Annotated in this window: 16 protein-coding genes; 8 read left to right on the top strand and 8 right to left on the bottom strand. The window is 65.4% G+C overall.

Features of this window, described 5'->3' with window-relative positions; all coding sequences use genetic code 11:
* The 5 genes from ACLP4W_RS26945 to ACLP4W_RS26925 form a co-directional block, all read left to right on the top strand.
* A partial coding sequence (locus ACLP4W_RS26945) for a thiamine pyrophosphate-dependent enzyme (protein ID WP_442390432.1) occupies positions 1-1325 on the top strand: 1325 nt, incomplete at its 5' end.
* Positions 1326-1392: 67 nt separating this feature from the next.
* Entirely contained in the window at positions 1393-2478 is a 1086-nt protein-coding gene (locus tag ACLP4W_RS26940) for an enolase C-terminal domain-like protein (protein ID WP_442390431.1), read from the top strand.
* Between the two features lie 44 nt (positions 2479-2522).
* Positions 2523-2918 (top strand): tautomerase family protein, encoded by a 396-nt coding sequence (locus tag ACLP4W_RS26935; RefSeq protein WP_442390430.1) that lies wholly within the window; start codon positions 2523-2525, stop codon positions 2916-2918.
* A gap of 283 nt (positions 2919-3201) precedes the next feature.
* Positions 3202-3642 carry a VOC family protein gene (locus ACLP4W_RS26930; protein WP_442390429.1) on the top strand — a complete coding sequence of 147 codons (441 nt, stop codon included), beginning with the start codon at positions 3202-3204 and terminating at the stop codon, positions 3640-3642.
* A complete protein-coding gene (locus ACLP4W_RS26925) occupies positions 3639-4376 on the top strand; it encodes an SDR family NAD(P)-dependent oxidoreductase (RefSeq protein WP_442390428.1) in 738 nt (245 codons plus the stop codon). Before ACLP4W_RS26930 ends, ACLP4W_RS26925 begins: the two co-directional genes overlap by 4 nt.
* Here ACLP4W_RS26925 and ACLP4W_RS26920 read toward each other — a convergent pair.
* Positions 4369-5538 carry a Zn-dependent alcohol dehydrogenase gene (locus tag ACLP4W_RS26920; RefSeq protein WP_442390427.1) on the bottom strand — a complete coding sequence of 390 codons (1170 nt, stop codon included), beginning with the start codon at positions 5536-5538 and terminating at the stop codon, positions 4369-4371. The genes ACLP4W_RS26925 and ACLP4W_RS26920 overlap by 8 nt on opposite strands.
* Positions 5535-6770 (bottom strand): cytochrome P450, encoded by a 1236-nt coding sequence (locus ACLP4W_RS26915; RefSeq protein WP_442390426.1) that lies wholly within the window; start codon positions 6768-6770, stop codon positions 5535-5537. The genes ACLP4W_RS26920 and ACLP4W_RS26915 overlap by 4 nt, the downstream gene beginning before the upstream one ends.
* A 350-nt stretch (positions 6771-7120) precedes the next feature.
* Between ACLP4W_RS26915 and ACLP4W_RS26910 the strand changes: the two genes are divergently transcribed.
* Positions 7121-8080, top strand: coding sequence for an alpha/beta hydrolase (locus tag ACLP4W_RS26910; RefSeq protein WP_442390425.1), 960 nt, complete (start codon positions 7121-7123; stop codon positions 8078-8080).
* A gap of 6 nt (positions 8081-8086) precedes the next feature.
* Here the strand turns inward: ACLP4W_RS26910 and ACLP4W_RS26905 are convergent, their stop codons facing one another.
* Both ACLP4W_RS26905 and ACLP4W_RS26900 read right to left on the bottom strand, forming a co-directional pair.
* The gene (locus ACLP4W_RS26905) at positions 8087-8713 is read right to left on the bottom strand and encodes a hypothetical protein (protein ID WP_442390424.1); all 627 of its coding nucleotides are present in this window, start codon (positions 8711-8713) and stop codon (positions 8087-8089) included.
* Entirely contained in the window at positions 8710-9504 is a 795-nt protein-coding gene (locus ACLP4W_RS26900) for a hypothetical protein (RefSeq protein WP_442390423.1), read from the bottom strand. Before ACLP4W_RS26900 ends, ACLP4W_RS26905 begins: the two co-directional genes overlap by 4 nt.
* Before the next feature lie 187 nt (positions 9505-9691).
* Between ACLP4W_RS26900 and ACLP4W_RS26895 the strand changes: the two genes are divergently transcribed.
* Positions 9692-10843, top strand: a complete 1152-nt coding sequence (locus tag ACLP4W_RS26895) for an acyl-CoA dehydrogenase family protein (RefSeq protein ID WP_442390422.1) — start codon at positions 9692-9694, stop codon at positions 10841-10843.
* Positions 10840-12087, top strand: coding sequence for an acyl-CoA dehydrogenase family protein (locus ACLP4W_RS26890; protein WP_442390421.1), 1248 nt, complete (start codon positions 10840-10842; stop codon positions 12085-12087). The genes ACLP4W_RS26895 and ACLP4W_RS26890 overlap by 4 nt, the downstream gene beginning before the upstream one ends.
* Before the next feature lies 1 nt (position 12088).
* On the opposite strand, the gene ACLP4W_RS26885 is transcribed toward ACLP4W_RS26890, so the two are convergent.
* The 4 genes from ACLP4W_RS26885 to ACLP4W_RS26870 form a co-directional block, all read right to left on the bottom strand.
* Entirely contained in the window at positions 12089-14056 is a 1968-nt protein-coding gene (locus tag ACLP4W_RS26885) for a SpoIIE family protein phosphatase (RefSeq protein ID WP_442390420.1), read from the bottom strand.
* Positions 14057-14385: 329 nt separating this feature from the next.
* The gene (locus ACLP4W_RS26880) at positions 14386-15591 is read right to left on the bottom strand and encodes an amidohydrolase family protein (protein WP_442390419.1); all 1206 of its coding nucleotides are present in this window, start codon (positions 15589-15591) and stop codon (positions 14386-14388) included.
* A 101-nt stretch (positions 15592-15692) separates the two neighbouring features.
* Positions 15693-16724, bottom strand: a complete 1032-nt coding sequence (locus ACLP4W_RS26875; RefSeq protein ID WP_442390418.1) for a hotdog fold thioesterase — start codon at positions 16722-16724, stop codon at positions 15693-15695.
* A gap of 117 nt (positions 16725-16841) precedes the next feature.
* On the bottom strand, positions 16842-17240 hold the full coding sequence (locus ACLP4W_RS26870) for a DUF4189 domain-containing protein (protein WP_442390417.1): 399 nt from the start codon (positions 17238-17240) through the stop codon (positions 16842-16844).
* Positions 17241-17486 lie beyond the last annotated feature (246 nt).

The raw sequence follows: 17486 nt of genomic DNA, 5'->3' as shown, positions 1-17486 counted from the left end.
TCACGGCCGGTCAGCAGACCCGCGAAATGGTGTTGTGCGAGCCATATCTGACCAACAAGGACGAAACTGTGTTTCCGCAGCCGTGGGTGAAGTGGGCGTATGAGCCCAAGCGCGCCGAGGACGTGCCAGCGGCGATCATGCGCGCCTACGCGGTCGCGCTGCAGCCACCGGCCGGCCCGGTGTTTGTGTCCATCCCGCTTGACGACTGGGAGAAACCGGCGTTGGGCCCGGCGGTGGTACGTACGGTGAGCCACCGGGTCAGCCCGGATGCCGAGCGGCTGCGTGGATTCGCCCAGCGCATCAACGGTGCGCAGCGGCCACTGCTGGTGTTCGGGCCTGAGGTCGATCGCGCCGGGGCCTGGGATGCCGGTGTGGCATTTGCGGAGAAGGTCGGGGCGCCGGTGTACGCCGGCCCGCTGCCCGACCGGGCATCGTTCCCCGAGGATCACCGTCTGTATCAGGGGCAGCTGCCGATGACCATCGCCGGTATCACCGAGGTGCTGCGGGGTCATGACCTGGTTGTGGTGATCGGGGCGCAGGTCTTCCGGTACTACCCTTACGTGGCTGGCGAGTACCTGCCCGAGGGCACCGAACTGCTGCAGATCACCGCCGATCCGGGACTGACTGGTGCGGCGCCCGTTGGTGACAGCGTGCTGGGGGACACCCTGCTGGCGTTGGAGCAACTGGTGGACATGGTCGATGATCACAGCGACCGGGCGGTCCCGACTAGACAAGTGCCCACCTCCGCGGTTGACGTGACCGGGTCGGCACCACTGGAGCCGGATGCGGTGTGGTCCACCTTGAAAACCGTCACGCCCGCCGATTCGCCGTTGGTCACCGAATCGACGTCGACGATGGCCCAACAACTGCGATTCCTGCCCAGCACCCGGCCGGCGTCGTTTTTCGCCACTGCCAGCGGCGGTATCGGCTGGGGGTTGCCCGCGGCGGTGGGCGTTGCCCTGGGAGACCGCGCCCGTGGCGTCAAGCGCCACGTCCTCGCCACCATCGGCGACGGGTCGTTCCAATACTCGGTGCAGGCGCTCTACACCGCCGCCCAACACCGGCTACCGATCGTGTTCGTCGCGATGCGCAACGGCGAATACTCGATCCTGAAGTCGTTCGCGGTATTGGAAAAGACGCCCGGCGTGCCGGCGCTTGACTTGCCAGGCCTCGACATCGCCTCGCTCGCAACAGGTTTCGGGTGCCGCGCGGTCAACGTCGACAGCTGCGAAAAATTAGCCCACGAATTCAATGCCGCGCTGAAGGCCGACGGGCCCACCGTGATCGTCGTGCCGACCAAAGCGCAGGCCGCGCATCTGGGATAGCTGTCATAAGCGAATCTCAGTAACGGGGACTTGGCCAGTCCGAGCGAAGGCAAGGTCGTAGCGATCTATGTTTCACAAGCTCACCATCGATTCAATTGCGGCGCGCGCGGTGCTGGTGCCAATGTCAAGGCCGCTCCGCACCGCGGCGGGTGACGTTCCCGCTGCGCCGCTGGTCCTTGTTGACGTCCAAACAAACGAGGGGATTGTCGGGCGTAGTTATGCCTTCGCCTACACGCCCCTCATGTTGCGCACGCTCGTGCAGTTCCTCCGCGACGTTGCACCCGCGCTGGTCGGACAGCCGGTTTCACCGCGCGAGCGCATGCGACAGCTTGATAAGCAGTTGAAGTTGATGGGCATGCAGGGAGTGGTCGGCATGGCCATCGGTGCGCTCGATCAGGCGCTGTGGGATGCGCTTGGACGGGCGGCCGATCTTCCCGTCGCGGTGCTGCTCGGTGGCGAGGTCAAGCCGCTCGTTGCCTACGACAGCTACGGGCTGGTGGACATCAAGACCGACCTCCCCTTGCTCGAGGCGTCGGTAGAAAGCGGGTTTGACGCGATCAAGATCAAGCTCGGCGCCGGCGAGGTGGCCGATGAAGTCGCAACCGTCGCTGCCGTCCGGAAGCTGATCGGACCCAAGCGCGGGTTGATGGTCGACCTCAATCAGTCGCAGACGACAGCAGGCGCCATCGACCTCATCTTGCGGCTGAAAGAGTTTGACCTGGCCTGGGTGGAAGAACCGGTTGGCGCCGAGGATCTGCACGGCCACCGCGTCGTTCGTGAGGCCGTTCGCCCGGTTCCCATCCAAACCGGCGAGAACTGGTGGTTCCCCCGCGGGATGGCAAACGCCATTGCTGCCAAAGCCAGCGATCTGGCGATGGTCGACATCGTGAAGATCGGTGGTGTCACCGGCTGGATCTCCGCTGCGGGGCAGGCCGAGGCGGCTTCCCTGCCGTTGTCGAGTCATAGCTACATCGAGGCAAGCGCGCACACGATGGCCTGCTCACCAACCGCATCCTGGTGTGAGTATCTCGACCTGGCCGGGGCCGTCTTAACCGAGCCCTTGCTGCCCGACAAAGGCAAAGTAGTTCCCCGAGGACCCGGCCTTGGTCTCGAGTGGGACGAGAAGGCGGTGGACAAATACGTCTTTCAGTGACGTATCAAACCGGGTGAACCGCGCCGTACCCAGAAGGAGTAAACGTGCCTATCTATGCCTGCACAACAACAGAATCCACGTTGTCCGCTCAGACCAAGAAGGCGCTCGCGGGTGAGATTGCGACCATCCACTCGGAGATCAATCACGTCCCGAGTACCTATGTCAACGTGGTTTTTCACGAACTGCCCGCCGACAGCGTCTACACCGACGGGGTGCCGGCCAGCCCAGTGCTCGTCAGCGGCTGGATCCGCCAGGGTCACCCCAAAACCGAGGTCACGCGCCTTGCCACCGAAATCGCCGGCGCCGTGACCCGGATAGCGGGCGTGCCCGCCGAGCGGGTCCTCGTGGTCTTTGAGAGCAGCCCGGCCAGTTTCGCCGTCGAAGGCGGGCGTGTCCTGCCCGAGCCCGGCGAGGAAGCGGCCTGGATCGCCGGCAACTGACGGGCCCTGCGCAGTAGGTGAGCTACCACCGCCGAACTGCCGCAAATAGACACCTCGCGCCGACGGGCGGCAGGCCCACAAAACGGCATGAGCCTGCACGCGTACGCGACATGGCGGATGCTCCCGGTTTTCAGCTCAGGATCATCCACGCAGAGTGCGACGTCCGGCAGCGCCGCTGTCAGAGCGCCCGAGGTAATGGCGCACACGACTCACTCTAAAATCGCAAGACAATGGCGGTCCGGGCCGGCCAAACACTCTGACAACCTCAAGGAAGAGGAAGCCTATGCCAGGTATTCATCACGCCGCGATCTGCACTGCAGACGTCGAACGCTCGATGGAGTTCTGGCGCGACGGCCTGGGATTCACCGAACTGTTCAACCACACCTTCACCGGGGACTGGCCAGAACTCTTCGGCGCAAGAACCGATCGGCTGCGGTCGGTATTCCTTGGCGATCCGCAGACACCCGACACCGGCATCGTTGAACTGGTGGTCTTCGACGGCGCCGACGACGCGTCGGCTCCACCCCGGCGACCCCGGCACGGCTTCTTCTTGTTATCGCTGCAGCGCGAGGTCGACGAGACGCTTTCCGCGCTGGCCGCGTTGGGTTTCGCTGACGGTGTCCGTCGTATCAGCATGCCAGCCCCGGGCGGCACGACGGTCCCGATGGCGGTGATCACCGCGCCCGACGGCGTACTCGTAGAGTTGATCGGGCCCGCGAAATGACTGCCCTGGTGACCGGTGGCGCATCCGGGATCGGGCGTGAAGTCGCCGCACGGCTGCGCGACGCGGGTCACCACGTGGTGGTGTGGGACCTGTCCGGCGCCGATATCGCCTGCGACGTCAGCGATCCCGACGCGGTGTCGGCTGCGATGGAACAGACCGTGCGCGAGCACGGTGTGCCCACCCGGATAGTGGCCTGCGCGGGAATCGGTGCCTCGGGCATGCTGCTCGAACAACCACCCGCGGAATGGGAACGGGTGTTGGCGGTCAACCTCACCGGCACCTGGCTGACCATCCGCGCGGGCGCGCAAGCCATGGTGGGCGCCGAGGTGGGCGGCTCGATCGTTGCGGTGTCGAGCATCAGCGGCACCCTCGCAGATCGCGACATGGGCGCCTACTGCGTGTCCAAGGCGGGGGTGGACATGCTGGTGAAGGTCGCCGCCGTGGAATGGGGCGTGCACGGCATCCGGGTAAACGCCGTTGGGCCCGGCGTCACGCGGACGCCGATGCTGGCCAAACCGGAACAACTTCCCGGCTGGGTGGAAGGCCTGTCCGAGCGGACAGCGTTCGGCCGCCTGGGCGAAGCCACCGACGTCGCCGGGGCCATCGTGGGCGTCCTCGAATTGCCTTGGGTGACGGGCCAAATCGTGCACGCCGACGGCGGCTTGGCGCTGCACAGCCCGATCGACGCGTACGGCCAGCTGCTGCGGGTGATGGCCCGCAAGGGCCTCAGGTGAGGCCCGAGTCGATCCCGAAATCGATGATGCCCCTGATGATTTTGCCGTTGAGCAGGTCGTCGTAGGCATCGTTGACGTCGTCGAGGCGGTAACGCCTGGTGATCATCTCATCGAGCTGCAGCTGCCCGGTCTGGTAGAGCCTGGCCAGCCGGGAAATGTCCGCCTTCGGATTGCACGAGCCGAATATGGTGCCCGCCAACGTCTTGTTCATCAGGATGAAGTCCTGCAGGTCGATCTTGACCGACCGGGTCAACTGCGAGGTCATGCCGGTGAGCACGCAGGTCCCGCCCTTGCGGGTGAGCTGCACCGCGTCGCGAACATCGTCGGCGGTGATCAAGGACGGCGAGACCACCACAGCGTCGGCCATCACCCCGTAGGTCAGACCGCGTACCAGGTCAAGCGCCTCGGCGATTGTCGCGACGCTGTGCGTCGCGCCGAACTGCAATGCCGATTTCTGTTTGAAGTCAACGGGATCGACGGCGACGATTTGCGCGGCGCCGTTGATCCGGGCGCCCTGGATCGCGCCCGTGCCGATCCCACCGACACCGATCACGACGACGGTATCGCCGGCGCGCATGTTGGATCGGTTTGCGACGGAACCGTAGCCGGTCGGGATGGCGCACGACAGCAGCGCGCTCGGCGCCAGCGGCAGGTGCGGCTCGATCTTCACGAGCGAGTTCGTCGATACCACGGTGTGTTCGGCGAAGGCGCCGACCTTGGCGATGTGGCCCAGTTTCCGGCCGTCGGCGGTGTGGTGGCGGAATGTGCCGTCGGTGGGCATTCCCGGGACCATGGTGCCGATGCCGACGTCGCAGAGGTACTCGATTCCGCTTGCACACCAGCGGCACTGACCGCACACGGCGACGAACGACATCACCACGTGATCGCCCGGCGCGAAATCGGTGACGCCGCCGCCGACTTCACGCACGATGCCGGAACCCTCGTGGCCGCCGATCGTCGGGAACATGGTCGGCAGCCCGAGGGAACGCATCACCTCGTTAGGCGCCGACATGTCGCCTTTGAGTATGTGGTCGTCGGAATGGCACAACCCGGCGGCGGCCATTTGCACCAACACTTCGCCGGCGCGGGGCGGGTCCAGCTCGAATTCCTCGACAGACCACGGCCCGCCGACGTCGTGCAGGATCGCCGCGCGGCTTCTCATACGGCTGGGGCGAACGTGACCGGAAGCTTGTTCGGCGACCGGAAGGTCAGGCCGACGATCTTGGACTCTTCGCCGGTACCGTCGTCGGGCACAAACGCCAGATCCTTGACCCGGTCGAACAGGCTGTTCAACATGACCCGCGTTTCCAGCCGTGCCAGGTGCATGCCGAGGCACATGTGGATACCGGCCGCGAACGCGATGTGGGCGTGGCGGGGGCGGTGGATGTCGAACCTATTGGGGTCGGGCCAACGGCTTTCGTCGCGGTTGGCCGAGCCCATACACATGTCGACCTGTGCGTCGGCCGGGATTGTCTTGCCGTCTATCTCGATATCTTGGGTGGTGGTCCGCATGACCATCGTCAGTGGCGTTTCAACCCGGAGGCCCTCTTCGATCGCGGCCGGGATCAGTGACCGGTCCTGCTGGACCATCGCCAGCTGCTCGGGATGGGTCAGCAGCAGGTACAGCAGGTTGCCCGACGAGCGATAGGTGGTCTCCAGCCCGGCCGGCAGCAGCAGCCGCAAGAACGCGATGATGGCCTCGTCGGTGAGCTTCTCGCCGTCGATCTCGGCGGCGAACAGGTCGCCGATGATGTCGTCGGTGGGTTTGCGGCGCCGTTGCTCGACCTGGTCGAGGAAGTAACCGTGCAGCTCTGCCGCCGCGTTCAGCCCGGCCATGATGTCGGTCGGAATCGAGATGAGGTCAAGCGACAGCCTCCGGAAGAGGTCGAGATCCTCATGGGGCAGTCCGAGCAGTACGGAGATGATCCTCGTCGGAAACTCGAATGTCAGCGCCTTTACCAGGTCGCCGTGACCGTCGTTTTTGATTTCGTCGATCAGCTGATCGCAGACCGGCCCGATGACCGACGGCTCCCAGCGTTCCAGCGCGGTGGCTCGGAAAGCCTTGGCCACCAGGCTGCGGTGGTCGTGGTGTTCCTTGCCGCCCATCGCCAGGATGGTGTGACCCATCACCAATCCGATGGACTTGTCGTATTTCGCCGAAGTGAAGACGCGGTCGTCGCGGAACGCCTGGAATAGGGCGTCGTAACCGAACAAGACCCACTCGTCGTTGGGCCGCAGCTCCTCCGGCATCTGGGAGTGGTCCGCCAGCGAACCGTGCCAGACCGGATCGGTGCGCCGCATGTATTCGAAGAACGGATAGGGACTGGTTTCACCGGTGAGGTCGAGGGCCACGGGCTGGCCACTGGGATCCGAGTGGTCGGTGCTGAGCGTCATCAGCGCTCCTCCTGAGCAGCCGGTAAAGCGGGTTCGTACCGAGGGGAATATCGCTATCATAATATAAATAGCAACGAAGCCCAACGGGTTGTAGTGGTTACCGTAACGGGCACAGTATTGATTTTGGGATTGATAGGGCGCTTGTCGACGGGGCGGTGATCAGCGGGTGCCCAAGCGGCGATTCGTTGCGCCCTCGACGAGCTGCCACCTGGCTGCTGACGCCTCGTGGCGAGGGGTACCGCATCTTTCACCACATGGAATCGCAGGTCTACCTTGAAGGGGGCTTCCCGCCCGGCCCCGTGCTGGGCCTGGAGCCGAGCCCGCACGATGAGCCCGGAAGATGAGAGGATATGACACAAACGAATCTGACACGGCCGCAGGGCCTCAATCGCATCGACCCGGTGCTTCGGGAGGCTGCGATCGAGTTGGGCATCGTCGAATTCCGCGCCGAGACGCTGTCCTCCGAGCGGGAACGCGCGAACCTGTTGGCCGCCCAGCGGGCCGCGGCGGTCGACACCGACGGCGTCACCGTCGAATCGCGATCCATCGTCGGTCCGGACGGCCGGCAGCTCGGCTTACGGCTGTATCGCGGCCGGACCGAATCCCCGGCACCCCTGGTGATCTACGCCCACGGCGGTGGCTTCGTGACCGGAAACCTGGACACCGATCACGCGCATTGCGTGGAGCTGGCCCGTGCCGCCGGCTGCCTACTGGTATCGGTCGACTACCGGCTGGCGCCCGACAATCCATGTCCGGCGGCACTGGACGACGTCGAAGCGGCCTTCCGCTACGCCGTCGAGAACTGCGCCGGACTGGACGCCGATGCCGGGCGAATCGCGGTGATGGGCCGGGACGCGGGTGCGGCACTGATCGCGGGCCTGACCCAGCGCATGTTCGACGAGGAGGGCCCGCAGATCCTGGTGCAGATCCTGCACCAGCCGATGCTCGATTCCGACGCCACGCAGTCGCGACGCGAGTTTCAGCGCACGCCGGGCCTCAACGGTCCCGCTGTCAGCCGGGCGTGGAGCCATTACCTCGGCCACGCGACGGCGAGCGGTCAACACGTCCCCGCGCACCGGGCGAACCTGGAGGGGCTGCCGCCCACGTTCGTCAGCTGCTCCGAGATCGACCCGTGCCGCGACGAAGCCATCGACTATGCCAACCGACTCCTGCATGCCTACGTCCACACCGAATTACACGTTATTGCAGCCACATTCAACGGCTTTGATTCGCTGGTACCGGATTGGGTTGTCTCCCAGGAAAACCGGGCCCTGCACGCGCAGACGCTTCGCCGCGTGTTCGCTATGTAGGCGGTTCTAGACCGGCGTGAACTTGGTGATCAGCCAGTTGCCGTTGACCCTGGTCAGGTGCACCAGCGCGCTGGTAACCGCGACGGCCGGCTGGGGGCTGTCCTTGCTCGTGGTGGTCTGATCGACGAAAACGAGAACGACGGCCGAATCGGGATGCAGCTCCGACACCGCGGCGCCCGTCACGCGGGCGGTGGTTTTCATCGACTTCTGCTTGGCTACCGGAGCCACGCTTTGCTGAGTGAATTGGTCATAATAGGACAGGAAGTCCCCGGCGAGGTGCGACCTGGCGGCGGCGAAGTCCTTGTCGAGTGAGTCGGACGAATATGACAGCAACGCCGTCGTTCCGTCAGACGCCGCGCTGGCCACCGCCCGCGAGACGCCGGCGTCGGTCTGTTGATCGGGCCGGTACTGCTTGAAGTACAGCCACGTGGCCACACCGCCCGAGATCAGCAGGAGCGGGACCAGGACTATGGGAACGATTCTGCGCAGCACGCGCAGCAGGCCACGTCGCGGCCGTTCATCGGGGGAGTCGGTCTCTGCCTCGTCGCCGAGGGTCTCTTCGGTCAGCGAATCGTCGCCCTCGCTCGTGTCTTCCGTTGCGGCCGAATCGATGTCGTGCAGATCGTCGGTCACGTTACGTACTCAACTTTCGACATCTTGTACTGCCCGCCGACTTCGGCAACGGTCACTCGGAGCCGCCACATTCGTGGTGGTTCGTCCTTCCCGGGTGGGGAATTGGTGATCTGTGATGTCGCCGACACCAACACCACTGCCGAATTTTCGTCGATGGACTCGAGAGCGGCCGCGTTCACGGTTCCTTCGGTCACCGCTTTCGACTGCGTGACAACCGATATGACATCGTTGGCCCGCTGCTGGAAGTCGTCTTTGAATTGACCGGTGGAGCCGTCGATCACGCGCTGGACGTCTTCTTTGGCTTTGTTGTAGTCCAAAGAGATCATGTTGATGACGCCTTGCTTGGCGCCGCCGACGAAAGCCGCTTCCCGCTGGCGCTGCTCGGTGGCCTCGCGATGCTGGCGCACCATGCATGCGCTGAGCCCGGCGAACGCGCAGATGATGATGACCGCGGCCAGCGCGGCAATCGTGTAAAGCGACGGCATCCAGCGTCGCCACCTGGTCGGCTCTGCTACCGACTCCTCGTCATCGGACTCGTCGTAACCTTCGTCGTACTCCTCGTCATCCGACTCGTCGTAATCCTCGCCGTACTCCTCTTCGTCACCGTAATCCTCGGCGGGGTCGGGCAGGCCCAGCGCTTCACGTCGCACCCGGGCGGCGTGCGCGCGTGCCTGTGCGGCGGCGGCCATTGCCTCGGCTGCGGCAGCTTCTGCCTCAGCTTCTTCGACCAACGCCATCGCGTCGGCGTTCGATGTGTCCGGATCCTCCGGCGGTTCTTTAGCCTCAGCCATCGCGTTTACCGTCCGTCAACATCATTATCGACTGAACTCCGGTATCTCTTACCGTATCGCTCATTGCTAACATCAGAGTCTCCAGCGAACTCCGACGAGGGCCGATCAGGCGGATGACCAACCACCCAAACCTTCTCCCCTGCATCCGTGGCAGCGGCGACCCGATGCCACGGAACGTCCCGGCATCATGACCGCTGTCGACTCTCCCGAAAAGATACTATTCGCCTCGACAACCCAAGCCTTTCTGCAAAAAGAAGCGCCGCTGGGCCGCGTCCGGGAACTGCATGCCGAGGGAGTGTCCTTCGACCCGGCATGGTGGCAGCGTGCCGCTGAGCTCGGGTGGACGGCTCTGCTCGTTCCGGAGGATTTGGGCGGCGGGAGCGTCTCGGGCAGCGGTGTCAAGGATCTGGCAATGGTCGCCGAACAAATCGGCAAGACGGTGGCGCCCGGGCCGTTGTACCCGGTCAGCGTCGTGCTCGCGGCGCTCGTCGACTGCGCAGACCCGCAGTCGCACGCCGCCACCATCGAGGCGCTGATGTCCGGTGAAACGGTGGCGTCGTGGGCGGTTTCCGAGCCCGGCCGGGGGTGGGCTCCGCTGGATCCGTCGGTGACCGCCACCCAGACCGATACCGGCTTCCGGATCGACGGCACCAAGGACCGCGTCGAAGCCGGCGCCCAGAGTGCGGTGCTGCTGGTGGTGGCGCGATGTGGTGACGAGATTCGTCAGTTCCTCGTCCCGACGGACGCGCCGGGCGTCGGGATAGCGCCGCAGCAGTCAGTCGACCTGATCAAGCAGTACGCGCGGGTGCAATTCGACGGCGTGGTCGTGGAGCGGTCCGCGGTCGTCGGCAGCGCAGCCGATACCGCAGCGCTGATCGAGCGGCAGAGCCAAATCGCCCAGGTGCTGCAGTGCGCCGAGGTGGTCGGCATCCTGCAAACGGTGTTCGACTTCACCGTTCAATGGGCGCTGGACCGGCACACATTCGGCCGTCCGCTGGCGTCGTACCAGGCCCTCAAGCACGGGTTCGCCGATATGAAGCTGTGGCTGGAAGCGTGCCGTGCCACCACGTCCGCGGCGGTTGCCGACGTCGCCGCGCGCTCACCCACGGTGGGCTGGTCGGCCAGCGTCGCCAAGTCCTACGTCGGCGAGATGGCCGGCCGGATCGTTCAGGCCTGCGTGCAAATGCACGGCGGAATTGGTGTCACCTGGGAGCACGACCTGCACCTCTACCTGAGGCGGGTCACGTTGTACCGCTCCATGTTCGGCACGCCCGAGGAGCACAACCGTCGCGTGTACGAGGCGGAGAGGGCGAGCCGTTCGATGTCGGGCACCAGATGACGCCCGCCGCATCCGGCACCGAATCGGTTGCCGAGTTTGCCGCTCGGGCGCGAGTGTGGTTGGCGGACAACATGCCTGCCATCAACCCGGAGTCGCCGCCGCCCGCGCCGCGCGACGCCGAACGATCCTGGAAAAGGGCCCGAGAACTGCAAAAGCGGCTCTATGAAGGGGGATTCGCCGGCATCTGCTTCCCGCGCGAGTACGGCGGCCGGGGCCTGGATTACGAATACCAGAAGGCGTTCGACTCCGAAAGCCTCACCTACGAGATGCCGCTGATCCTCAACATCCCCACGTTCACCATCTGCTGCGCCACGCTGCTCGACACCGGCACGGAGGACCAGAAGAAGCGGCACGTCGCCGCCGCCCTGCGCGGCGATGAGGTGCTGGTGCAGCTGTTGAGCGAACCCAGCGGCGGATCGGATCTGGCCGGTGTCATCACCCGGGCCGAGCGGCGGGGTGACCGGTGGATTATCAACGGCGCCAAGACCTGGAGCACCAGTGCGTTCGCCGCGGACTACGGACTGTGCCTGGCCCGCACCGACTGGGACGTGCCCAAGCACGAAGGGCTGACCATGTTCCTGGTCCCGATCGATCATCCGGGAATCACATTGCGCCACATCACCATGCTGAGCGGTTCCACCGAGTTCTGCGAAGAGTTCCTGGACGGGGTGGACGTCGGCGATGACGCCGTTGTCGGCGAGGTCAATCGCGGCTGGGCGGTGGCGTCGCGGCAGCTGTATCACGAACGCCGGGCGGTCGGGCAGGGCTCGGAGTTCGCCAGCGGCAGCGGCAGCGAGGGTGGCAACGCGAATCCCGTTGATTACGTTGGGCTTGCGGAAAAAACGGGGCAGGCCGACAACGAACGCGTGCAGGAGATCGCCGGCCGGGTGCTGGTGCAGCGCGCGGTGGCCGAGCAACTGATCGATCACGTGTACCGCAGTGTCAGGGATGGGGTGTTGCCACCGGCCGCCGGCACGCTCATCAGGCTGTTCCACTCCGAGACCGTGACGCTGGATATGGACACGGCGCTGGCGATTTCCGGAGCCGCCGGCGTGGTGGGGGAGATCGGCCAAGGACTGGAGACCGGACTGCGATACCTGTCCCGCCAGACCGTCGCCATCGGCGGCGGCACCACGGAAATGGCCCGCAACGTCATCGGTGAGCGGGTGCTGGGGTTCCCGCGCGAATACGCCGCCGACCGCGGGGTGCCGTTCAATCAGGTGCGGCACGGCCGGGCGGGCTGACCTAGTCTTCGGCGAAGACGTTCTCGGTGTCGCCGCTGGCAACGGGCATCTGTACGAGTGACAAGACATGATGCGCCGGGCTCCCCGGGGGGGCTATCAGCACACACTCGCCGCCCTGTAGGCGCGCCCGGTCGCGGGCCGCGGCCAGCGCGCTGACGCCGGCCGATCCGAGGTGGGTGACTCCGCTGAGGTCGATCGTCAAAGGTGCAATACCGGAACGGCTTTCGACCGCGATCTGGCGGTCCAGGGTAGCTGCGGTGCTGGAATCGACGTCGCCGCTGACGACGATGCGGCCGTCATCGCTGATCAGCGAGACGAATTCGGAGTTGACCGGCCGCTGGTAGATTGCCCGGCCGATCATCGTGTCGGTGACGAAGTTCGCCGGTCGCGACAGGCGGTGCGTAAGACTGGACGTCGTCCCCCGGGCACCATGCGCGACCCGCGCCTCGGACACCAAGGCCTCGGCCATCGCAAGTCCGCGCCCGCGGCCCCGCCCGCCTTCGCGGTAGTCCTTCCACTTTCCGTGGTCGGTCACCGAGGCGTGCAGGTTGCCATCGCCGGTCAGTGCGGCCTCGACGACGAGCCCATTTGCAACATCCGTGGCGTATCCGTGCTCGACCGCGTTTTCGACGAACTCCGAGACCGCATGCACAACGTCACAGATGTCGTCGGGGTCGGCGCCGATCTCCGACAGCCACTGACGAAACCGGGCGCGAATCGCGCGTGCCGCGTGGATCGTCGCATCCAGCGTCATGTGCAGCGGTGGCGGCGGTGTGCGCCGTTGCGCCGCAAGCAATGTGACGTCGTCGTTGTAGCCCGACGAGCGGAGCAGCAATTCCAGTGTCTCCGAACAGATCCGGTCGATGGGCCGGGACGGAGCGTCTATGACAAAGCCGCGACCGCCACCGGCGATCTTCGCGGCCAAGTCGGCGAATTCTGCGGTGCTGGCCTGAAGGGGCCGCCCGGGACGCTCGATCAGGCCGTCGGAGTACAGCAGGACCGAGTCGCCCACATCGAGGACCTCGGTGCGCACCGGGAATCCGGTGCCGCTGCCGAGCGGACCGGCCCCGGACGGCTCCGCATACCGCGACTTCCCGTCGGCGCTCAGCAGCAGCGGCGGCGGGTGTCCGGCGGTGCAGTACTGAAATTCGCCCGTGGCGAAGTCGAGCGAACCGACACACAAGGTGGCCGACTTCGACCCGGGCACGTGCTCACGGAAGCGATCGACTGCCTCGAGCGCTTCGACGATGGTGTCGCCCATCGAGATCCGCATCCGCAGGGCGGTGCGCAACTGCGACATCACCGCCGCGGCTTCGACGCCATGGCCGACGACATCGCCGACGACTAGAACCAATCGATCCCCGAGGGCTATCGCGTCGAACCAGTCGCCACCGGCCGCGGTGTCCTCCGCGGCGACGAGGTACTCCGCGGCGATGTCGGCGCCGGGAACGACCGGCACGGAAGGTGCCAGCAATGCCTGCTGCATGACGATGGCTGAGTCGCGGACGTTGCGGTACCGCTCGGACAGCTCCTCCATGCGCGCCTCGGTGGCCAGCCGGGCCACCACCCGTTGTGTGACGTCCTCAAAGAGGAGCTGGATGCCCTCGATCGTTCCGTCTTCCCGGCGGCGGGGTGAGACGACAAAGTCGAAGAAATGTTCCTGTGCTCCCCCCGAGCCGTCGAAGTCAGCCTGCACCCGCCACTCTGCGCCCGACTGTGGCTCGCCCGTTTGATACACCTGGTCGAACATCTGGAAGATCTGCTGGCTCTCCAGCTCGGGAAAAACCTCCCGCGCAAGCAGCCCGATGGGGTCAAGTGCCGTACTGAGTGCGCGGTAAGCCGCGTTGACCGCGACAAAGCGGTGATCGGGCCCCTCCAGGCCGACCAGCAGTGCGGGGACGTTCTCGAAGGTGCGCCGCACGTCGTCGGCCGCGCCCACGGTCTTGTCCCAGTCCTTCTCGGCCACCATATGGCCGTCCCTCCGAATCGAAAAACCAGGTCAACGCGCCGACGGATTCGTCATACGCCGTCAATCAGATTATCAACGCGTGTCAGGTTCCCAATGCAACAGTTTGCTAACGGCCACAGAGCTCGGGTGCCGGCTCCTTTGCTGGAAGGCGCGGTAGGCCACCTCAGGTTGTGGACCGGCGAGATGCGGGCGGCCGGACGGCGATCTGTTCGGCCGAAGGGTCGACCAGATCGCCGTCCGGCACACGAAGCCGGAAAACGCCTGATCCCGTGTTTGCTCGGGATGCGGCGTTGCCGCCCGGGAGCGGTGCCGACTGACCCGATTTCCGATCAGGCTGAGACTGGTTTCTTCGCGGGAGCGGAAACCTTCATCACCTTCATCAGGTTGCCGCCCATGATCTTTTCGACGTCTTCCTGGTCGAAGTCCTTGAGCTCGTCGACGAAGGTGATGGGGTCCTTCAGGCCCTCGGGGTGCGGCCAGTCGGATCCGAACATCACCCGGTCGGTGCCCACCATCTTGACGATTTCGCTGAACCGGTCCTCCCAGAACGGGGTGATGTACACGCAACGCTTGAACGCCTCGATCGGGTCCTCGCTGAACGCGTTCGGCATCTTCTTGTAGACGCCCTTGAGGCCCTTGAACAGGTTCGGCACCCAGTCCGCGCCGTTTTCGATGGACAGGATGCGCAACTCGGGGTTACGGGACAGCGCCCCGTGGCAGACCAACGCTCCCATCGCGTCTTCGATCGGCCGATGGCCCGTCGCCAGCGACCGGAAGGCGGTCGGTTTGAAGGGCAGGAACTCGTCACCGGGTTCCCACACGTTCAGCAACTCGGCGTATCCGCTGTCGGAGGCGTGCATCGAGACCGGGATCTCGGCTTTGATGCAGGCCTGCCAGAACGGGTCGAATTCCTCGAGGCCGAACGACCGGCTGCCGCGGTAGCCGGGCACCGGCGCCGGGCGGACCAGCACGGTGCGGGCGCCCCGCTCCAGGCACCACTGAAGTTCTTCCAGCGCCCGGTCGACGATGGGCAGGGTGATCACCGGGGTGGCGAAGATGCGGTCCTTGTAGTTGAACGACCAGGTCTCGTGCATCCATTCGTTGAGCGCGTGGATGACGTCGTGGGTCATCTCCGGGTCGTCTTTCATGCGCTCTTCGACCAGGCTGGCCAGCGTCGGAAACATCAGGGCGTAGTCAATGCCGAGCTCGTCCATGACCTCCAGCCGTGGGCCCGGTTCGCGGAACGCGGGGATGGCCTTCATCGGCTCGCCCAGCACCTCGCGGTAGCTCTTGCCGCCGCTGCCGTGGCGGAAGTACTCCTCCTGCGCACCCGGCCGGGCCACCACTTCGAACGTCGGGTTGGGGATGTATTCGCTGATGTGGCCACGCACGACGATCTTGGTGCGACCACGAACCTGCACGTAGTCGATCACGTTCTTGCGCTTGTCCGGGAGGAACTTGGTCAGCGCCTCCTGAGGCTCGTACATGTGGTTGTCCGCGTCGAACACGGGGAAGGAAAGTTCGCGAGACGGCATGGCGATCTCCTTGAAGAAGTCTGGGGTTCTCTGTAGGCGGTAATGACGTTACCACTTCTGTGCGCCGAGGTGTACCCGGCCTTGCGGCCGCCCCGGACCGCTCAAGCGTCGGGCCAGGTGGGGAGCTTCGGTGTCGCTCCGTTGATCACAGCGAAGTTTACGGTCGCCGTCGCGAGGAGATCGTCGTCGCCGTCGCCGTATATGTCGACTTGCATGACCATCGCCCGCCGGCCGGACCGCAGCATCCGCGGCACGGCGAATGCCGAGCCCTGCCGGACTGGCCGCAGGTAGCGGACGAACAGGTCGGCGGTCGTCATCGTGGTGCCCGGCGGCAGATAATCCAGTCCGAACTGTCCACCCGCCACGTCGACGAGCGTGGCGATCAACCCGCCCTGAAGCGCCCCGGAAGTGTTGACCACCTGGGGGCTGACCGGCATCGTCATTGCGAATTCGCCGTTGCGCGTACCCGGCCGCATGCCGATCTGGGCGAACAGTTCGGCCAGCGAGGGCGCGTCGGACACCTCGTCGGTGTCCCGGATGCCAAGCGCGCGGCTGCAGAAGTCGTACAGCTGGCCGGCGTCGATCGGTGTCCCGTTCAATTCGCTGCCCAGCCAATGCAATCGCTGCGCACCCACCATCGTCTGCATGACGATCGCGGCGGCGGCACCGACATCCAGGCCCGGGTTGAAGGCCCCCTCGGTGATGCCCTGCCCCACGATGTCGCGAATCAGTTGGTGCAATGGGGAGAGCACGCGGGCGTATTCGCGGGGACGGGTCTCGGCCAGATGCTGGTTATAGAGGTTCAGCGCCCTGTTGAGGCTGTCCTGGGTGCTCGATTCCGGTTGTTCGCTGATGCGGTCGACCACGAGTTTCAGCGCGGCGGTGCTGTCCAGTCCGGTGGTCTCGGCGCGCCAGGCCTGTGCCGATTGGGCGATGGTCCTGTCGAACAGCGCGAGCAGCAGCTCGTCCTTGCTGCTGAAATGTTGATAGAAGGCCCGCAGCGACGTCTTCGAGCGCGCGACGACCTCCTGCACGGTGAAGTCGGTGCGTCCGGTTTCGCCCAGGATCGCGACGGCCGTCTTGATAAACCGGTCGGCGCGCGTTACTTCAGCTTCCTCGCCGGGGTCGGCCATGAGCGCTTCGTCCCTTTCCGATGCGCAATGGTTGCGCTTCGAGAATGAGGTTACCGCGCATTGCGATCTATCCGCGAAGCTGGAACGCAGCAGGGATCGGACCGGCCCGTTGCTACCTCAGCCGTTGCAGTCGCGGAGGTCGATCGTCGACCCGGGTGGCGCACCGTTCAAGGCCGCCGCATCGGCCGCATCTTGGGTGAACGCGACTCCCCCCGCGAACGTTTTCCCGTCGCTGCTCGACGCGAGCGAGAGACAGCCCAGTCCCGACGTGACCAGCTGACAGTCGTTCGCCTTGCCCTCGACGTCGCACCACAAGACGGCTGCGTCCTCCGCTTGGTTTCGAGTCCGATAGTTGAGCCGGATTGCTTCTTCGCCGGTCGAGGGCGATGCGGCGATTGCGCCCCAGCATCCTGGCCTGCATGCGAAATCGATGTCAGCTTTGGCTACCGGCGCAGCCACCAACGATCCAGCGGCGGCGAGAACGCCGATCACCGCGGCCCGGGCAACGTTCCTCATGATCACGACCTCATCTACGCCGTTGATGGACGACTTCACTTCACGGTCGCAGCCGCAGCTCGGAACGGGGTGAGAGCTGGCTTTGGGGCCGGTTAGAAGGGCGGTGGCTCGTCGTTGGGGTGGGGTGGGGCCGGGCCTGTGTAGCTGGCGGGCTCGGCACGTCGGGCCAGGCGTGCGTCGCGGTTGTGTCGGCGTTCGGTGGCGATGCGATGGGCCCGGTCTTGGGCGCGGGTGGTGCGCCGTCGG

The organism is Mycobacterium sp. (assembly GCF_052145595.1).
In the GTDB taxonomy this organism is placed as follows: domain Bacteria; phylum Actinomycetota; class Actinomycetes; order Mycobacteriales; family Mycobacteriaceae; genus Mycobacterium.
This window is presented reverse-complemented; position numbering and strand designations above follow the sequence as displayed.

Coding starts and splice junctions, on each gene's coding strand:
- ACLP4W_RS26940 (WP_442390431.1), top strand. CDS start 1,393: ATGTTTCACAAGCTCACCATCGATTCAATTGCGGCGCGCGCGGTGCTG.
- ACLP4W_RS26930 (WP_442390429.1), top strand. CDS start 3,202: ATGCCAGGTATTCATCACGCCGCGATCTGCACTGCAGACGTCGAACGC.
- ACLP4W_RS26925 (WP_442390428.1), top strand. CDS start 3,639: ATGACTGCCCTGGTGACCGGTGGCGCATCCGGGATCGGGCGTGAAGTC.
- ACLP4W_RS26920 (WP_442390427.1), bottom strand. CDS start 5,538: ATGAGAAGCCGCGCGGCGATCCTGCACGACGTCGGCGGGCCGTGGTCT.
- ACLP4W_RS26915 (WP_442390426.1), bottom strand. CDS start 6,770: ATGACGCTCAGCACCGACCACTCGGATCCCAGTGGCCAGCCCGTGGCC.
- ACLP4W_RS26910 (WP_442390425.1), top strand. CDS start 7,121: ATGACACAAACGAATCTGACACGGCCGCAGGGCCTCAATCGCATCGAC.
- ACLP4W_RS26900 (WP_442390423.1), bottom strand. CDS start 9,504: ATGGCTGAGGCTAAAGAACCGCCGGAGGATCCGGACACATCGAACGCC.
- ACLP4W_RS26895 (WP_442390422.1), top strand. CDS start 9,692: ATGACCGCTGTCGACTCTCCCGAAAAGATACTATTCGCCTCGACAACC.
- ACLP4W_RS26890 (WP_442390421.1), top strand. CDS start 10,840: ATGACGCCCGCCGCATCCGGCACCGAATCGGTTGCCGAGTTTGCCGCT.
- ACLP4W_RS26885 (WP_442390420.1), bottom strand. CDS start 14,056: ATGGTGGCCGAGAAGGACTGGGACAAGACCGTGGGCGCGGCCGACGAC.
- ACLP4W_RS26880 (WP_442390419.1), bottom strand. CDS start 15,591: ATGCCGTCTCGCGAACTTTCCTTCCCCGTGTTCGACGCGGACAACCAC.
- ACLP4W_RS26875 (WP_442390418.1), bottom strand. CDS start 16,724: ATGGCCGACCCCGGCGAGGAAGCTGAAGTAACGCGCGCCGACCGGTTT.
- ACLP4W_RS26870 (WP_442390417.1), bottom strand. CDS start 17,240: ATGAGGAACGTTGCCCGGGCCGCGGTGATCGGCGTTCTCGCCGCCGCT.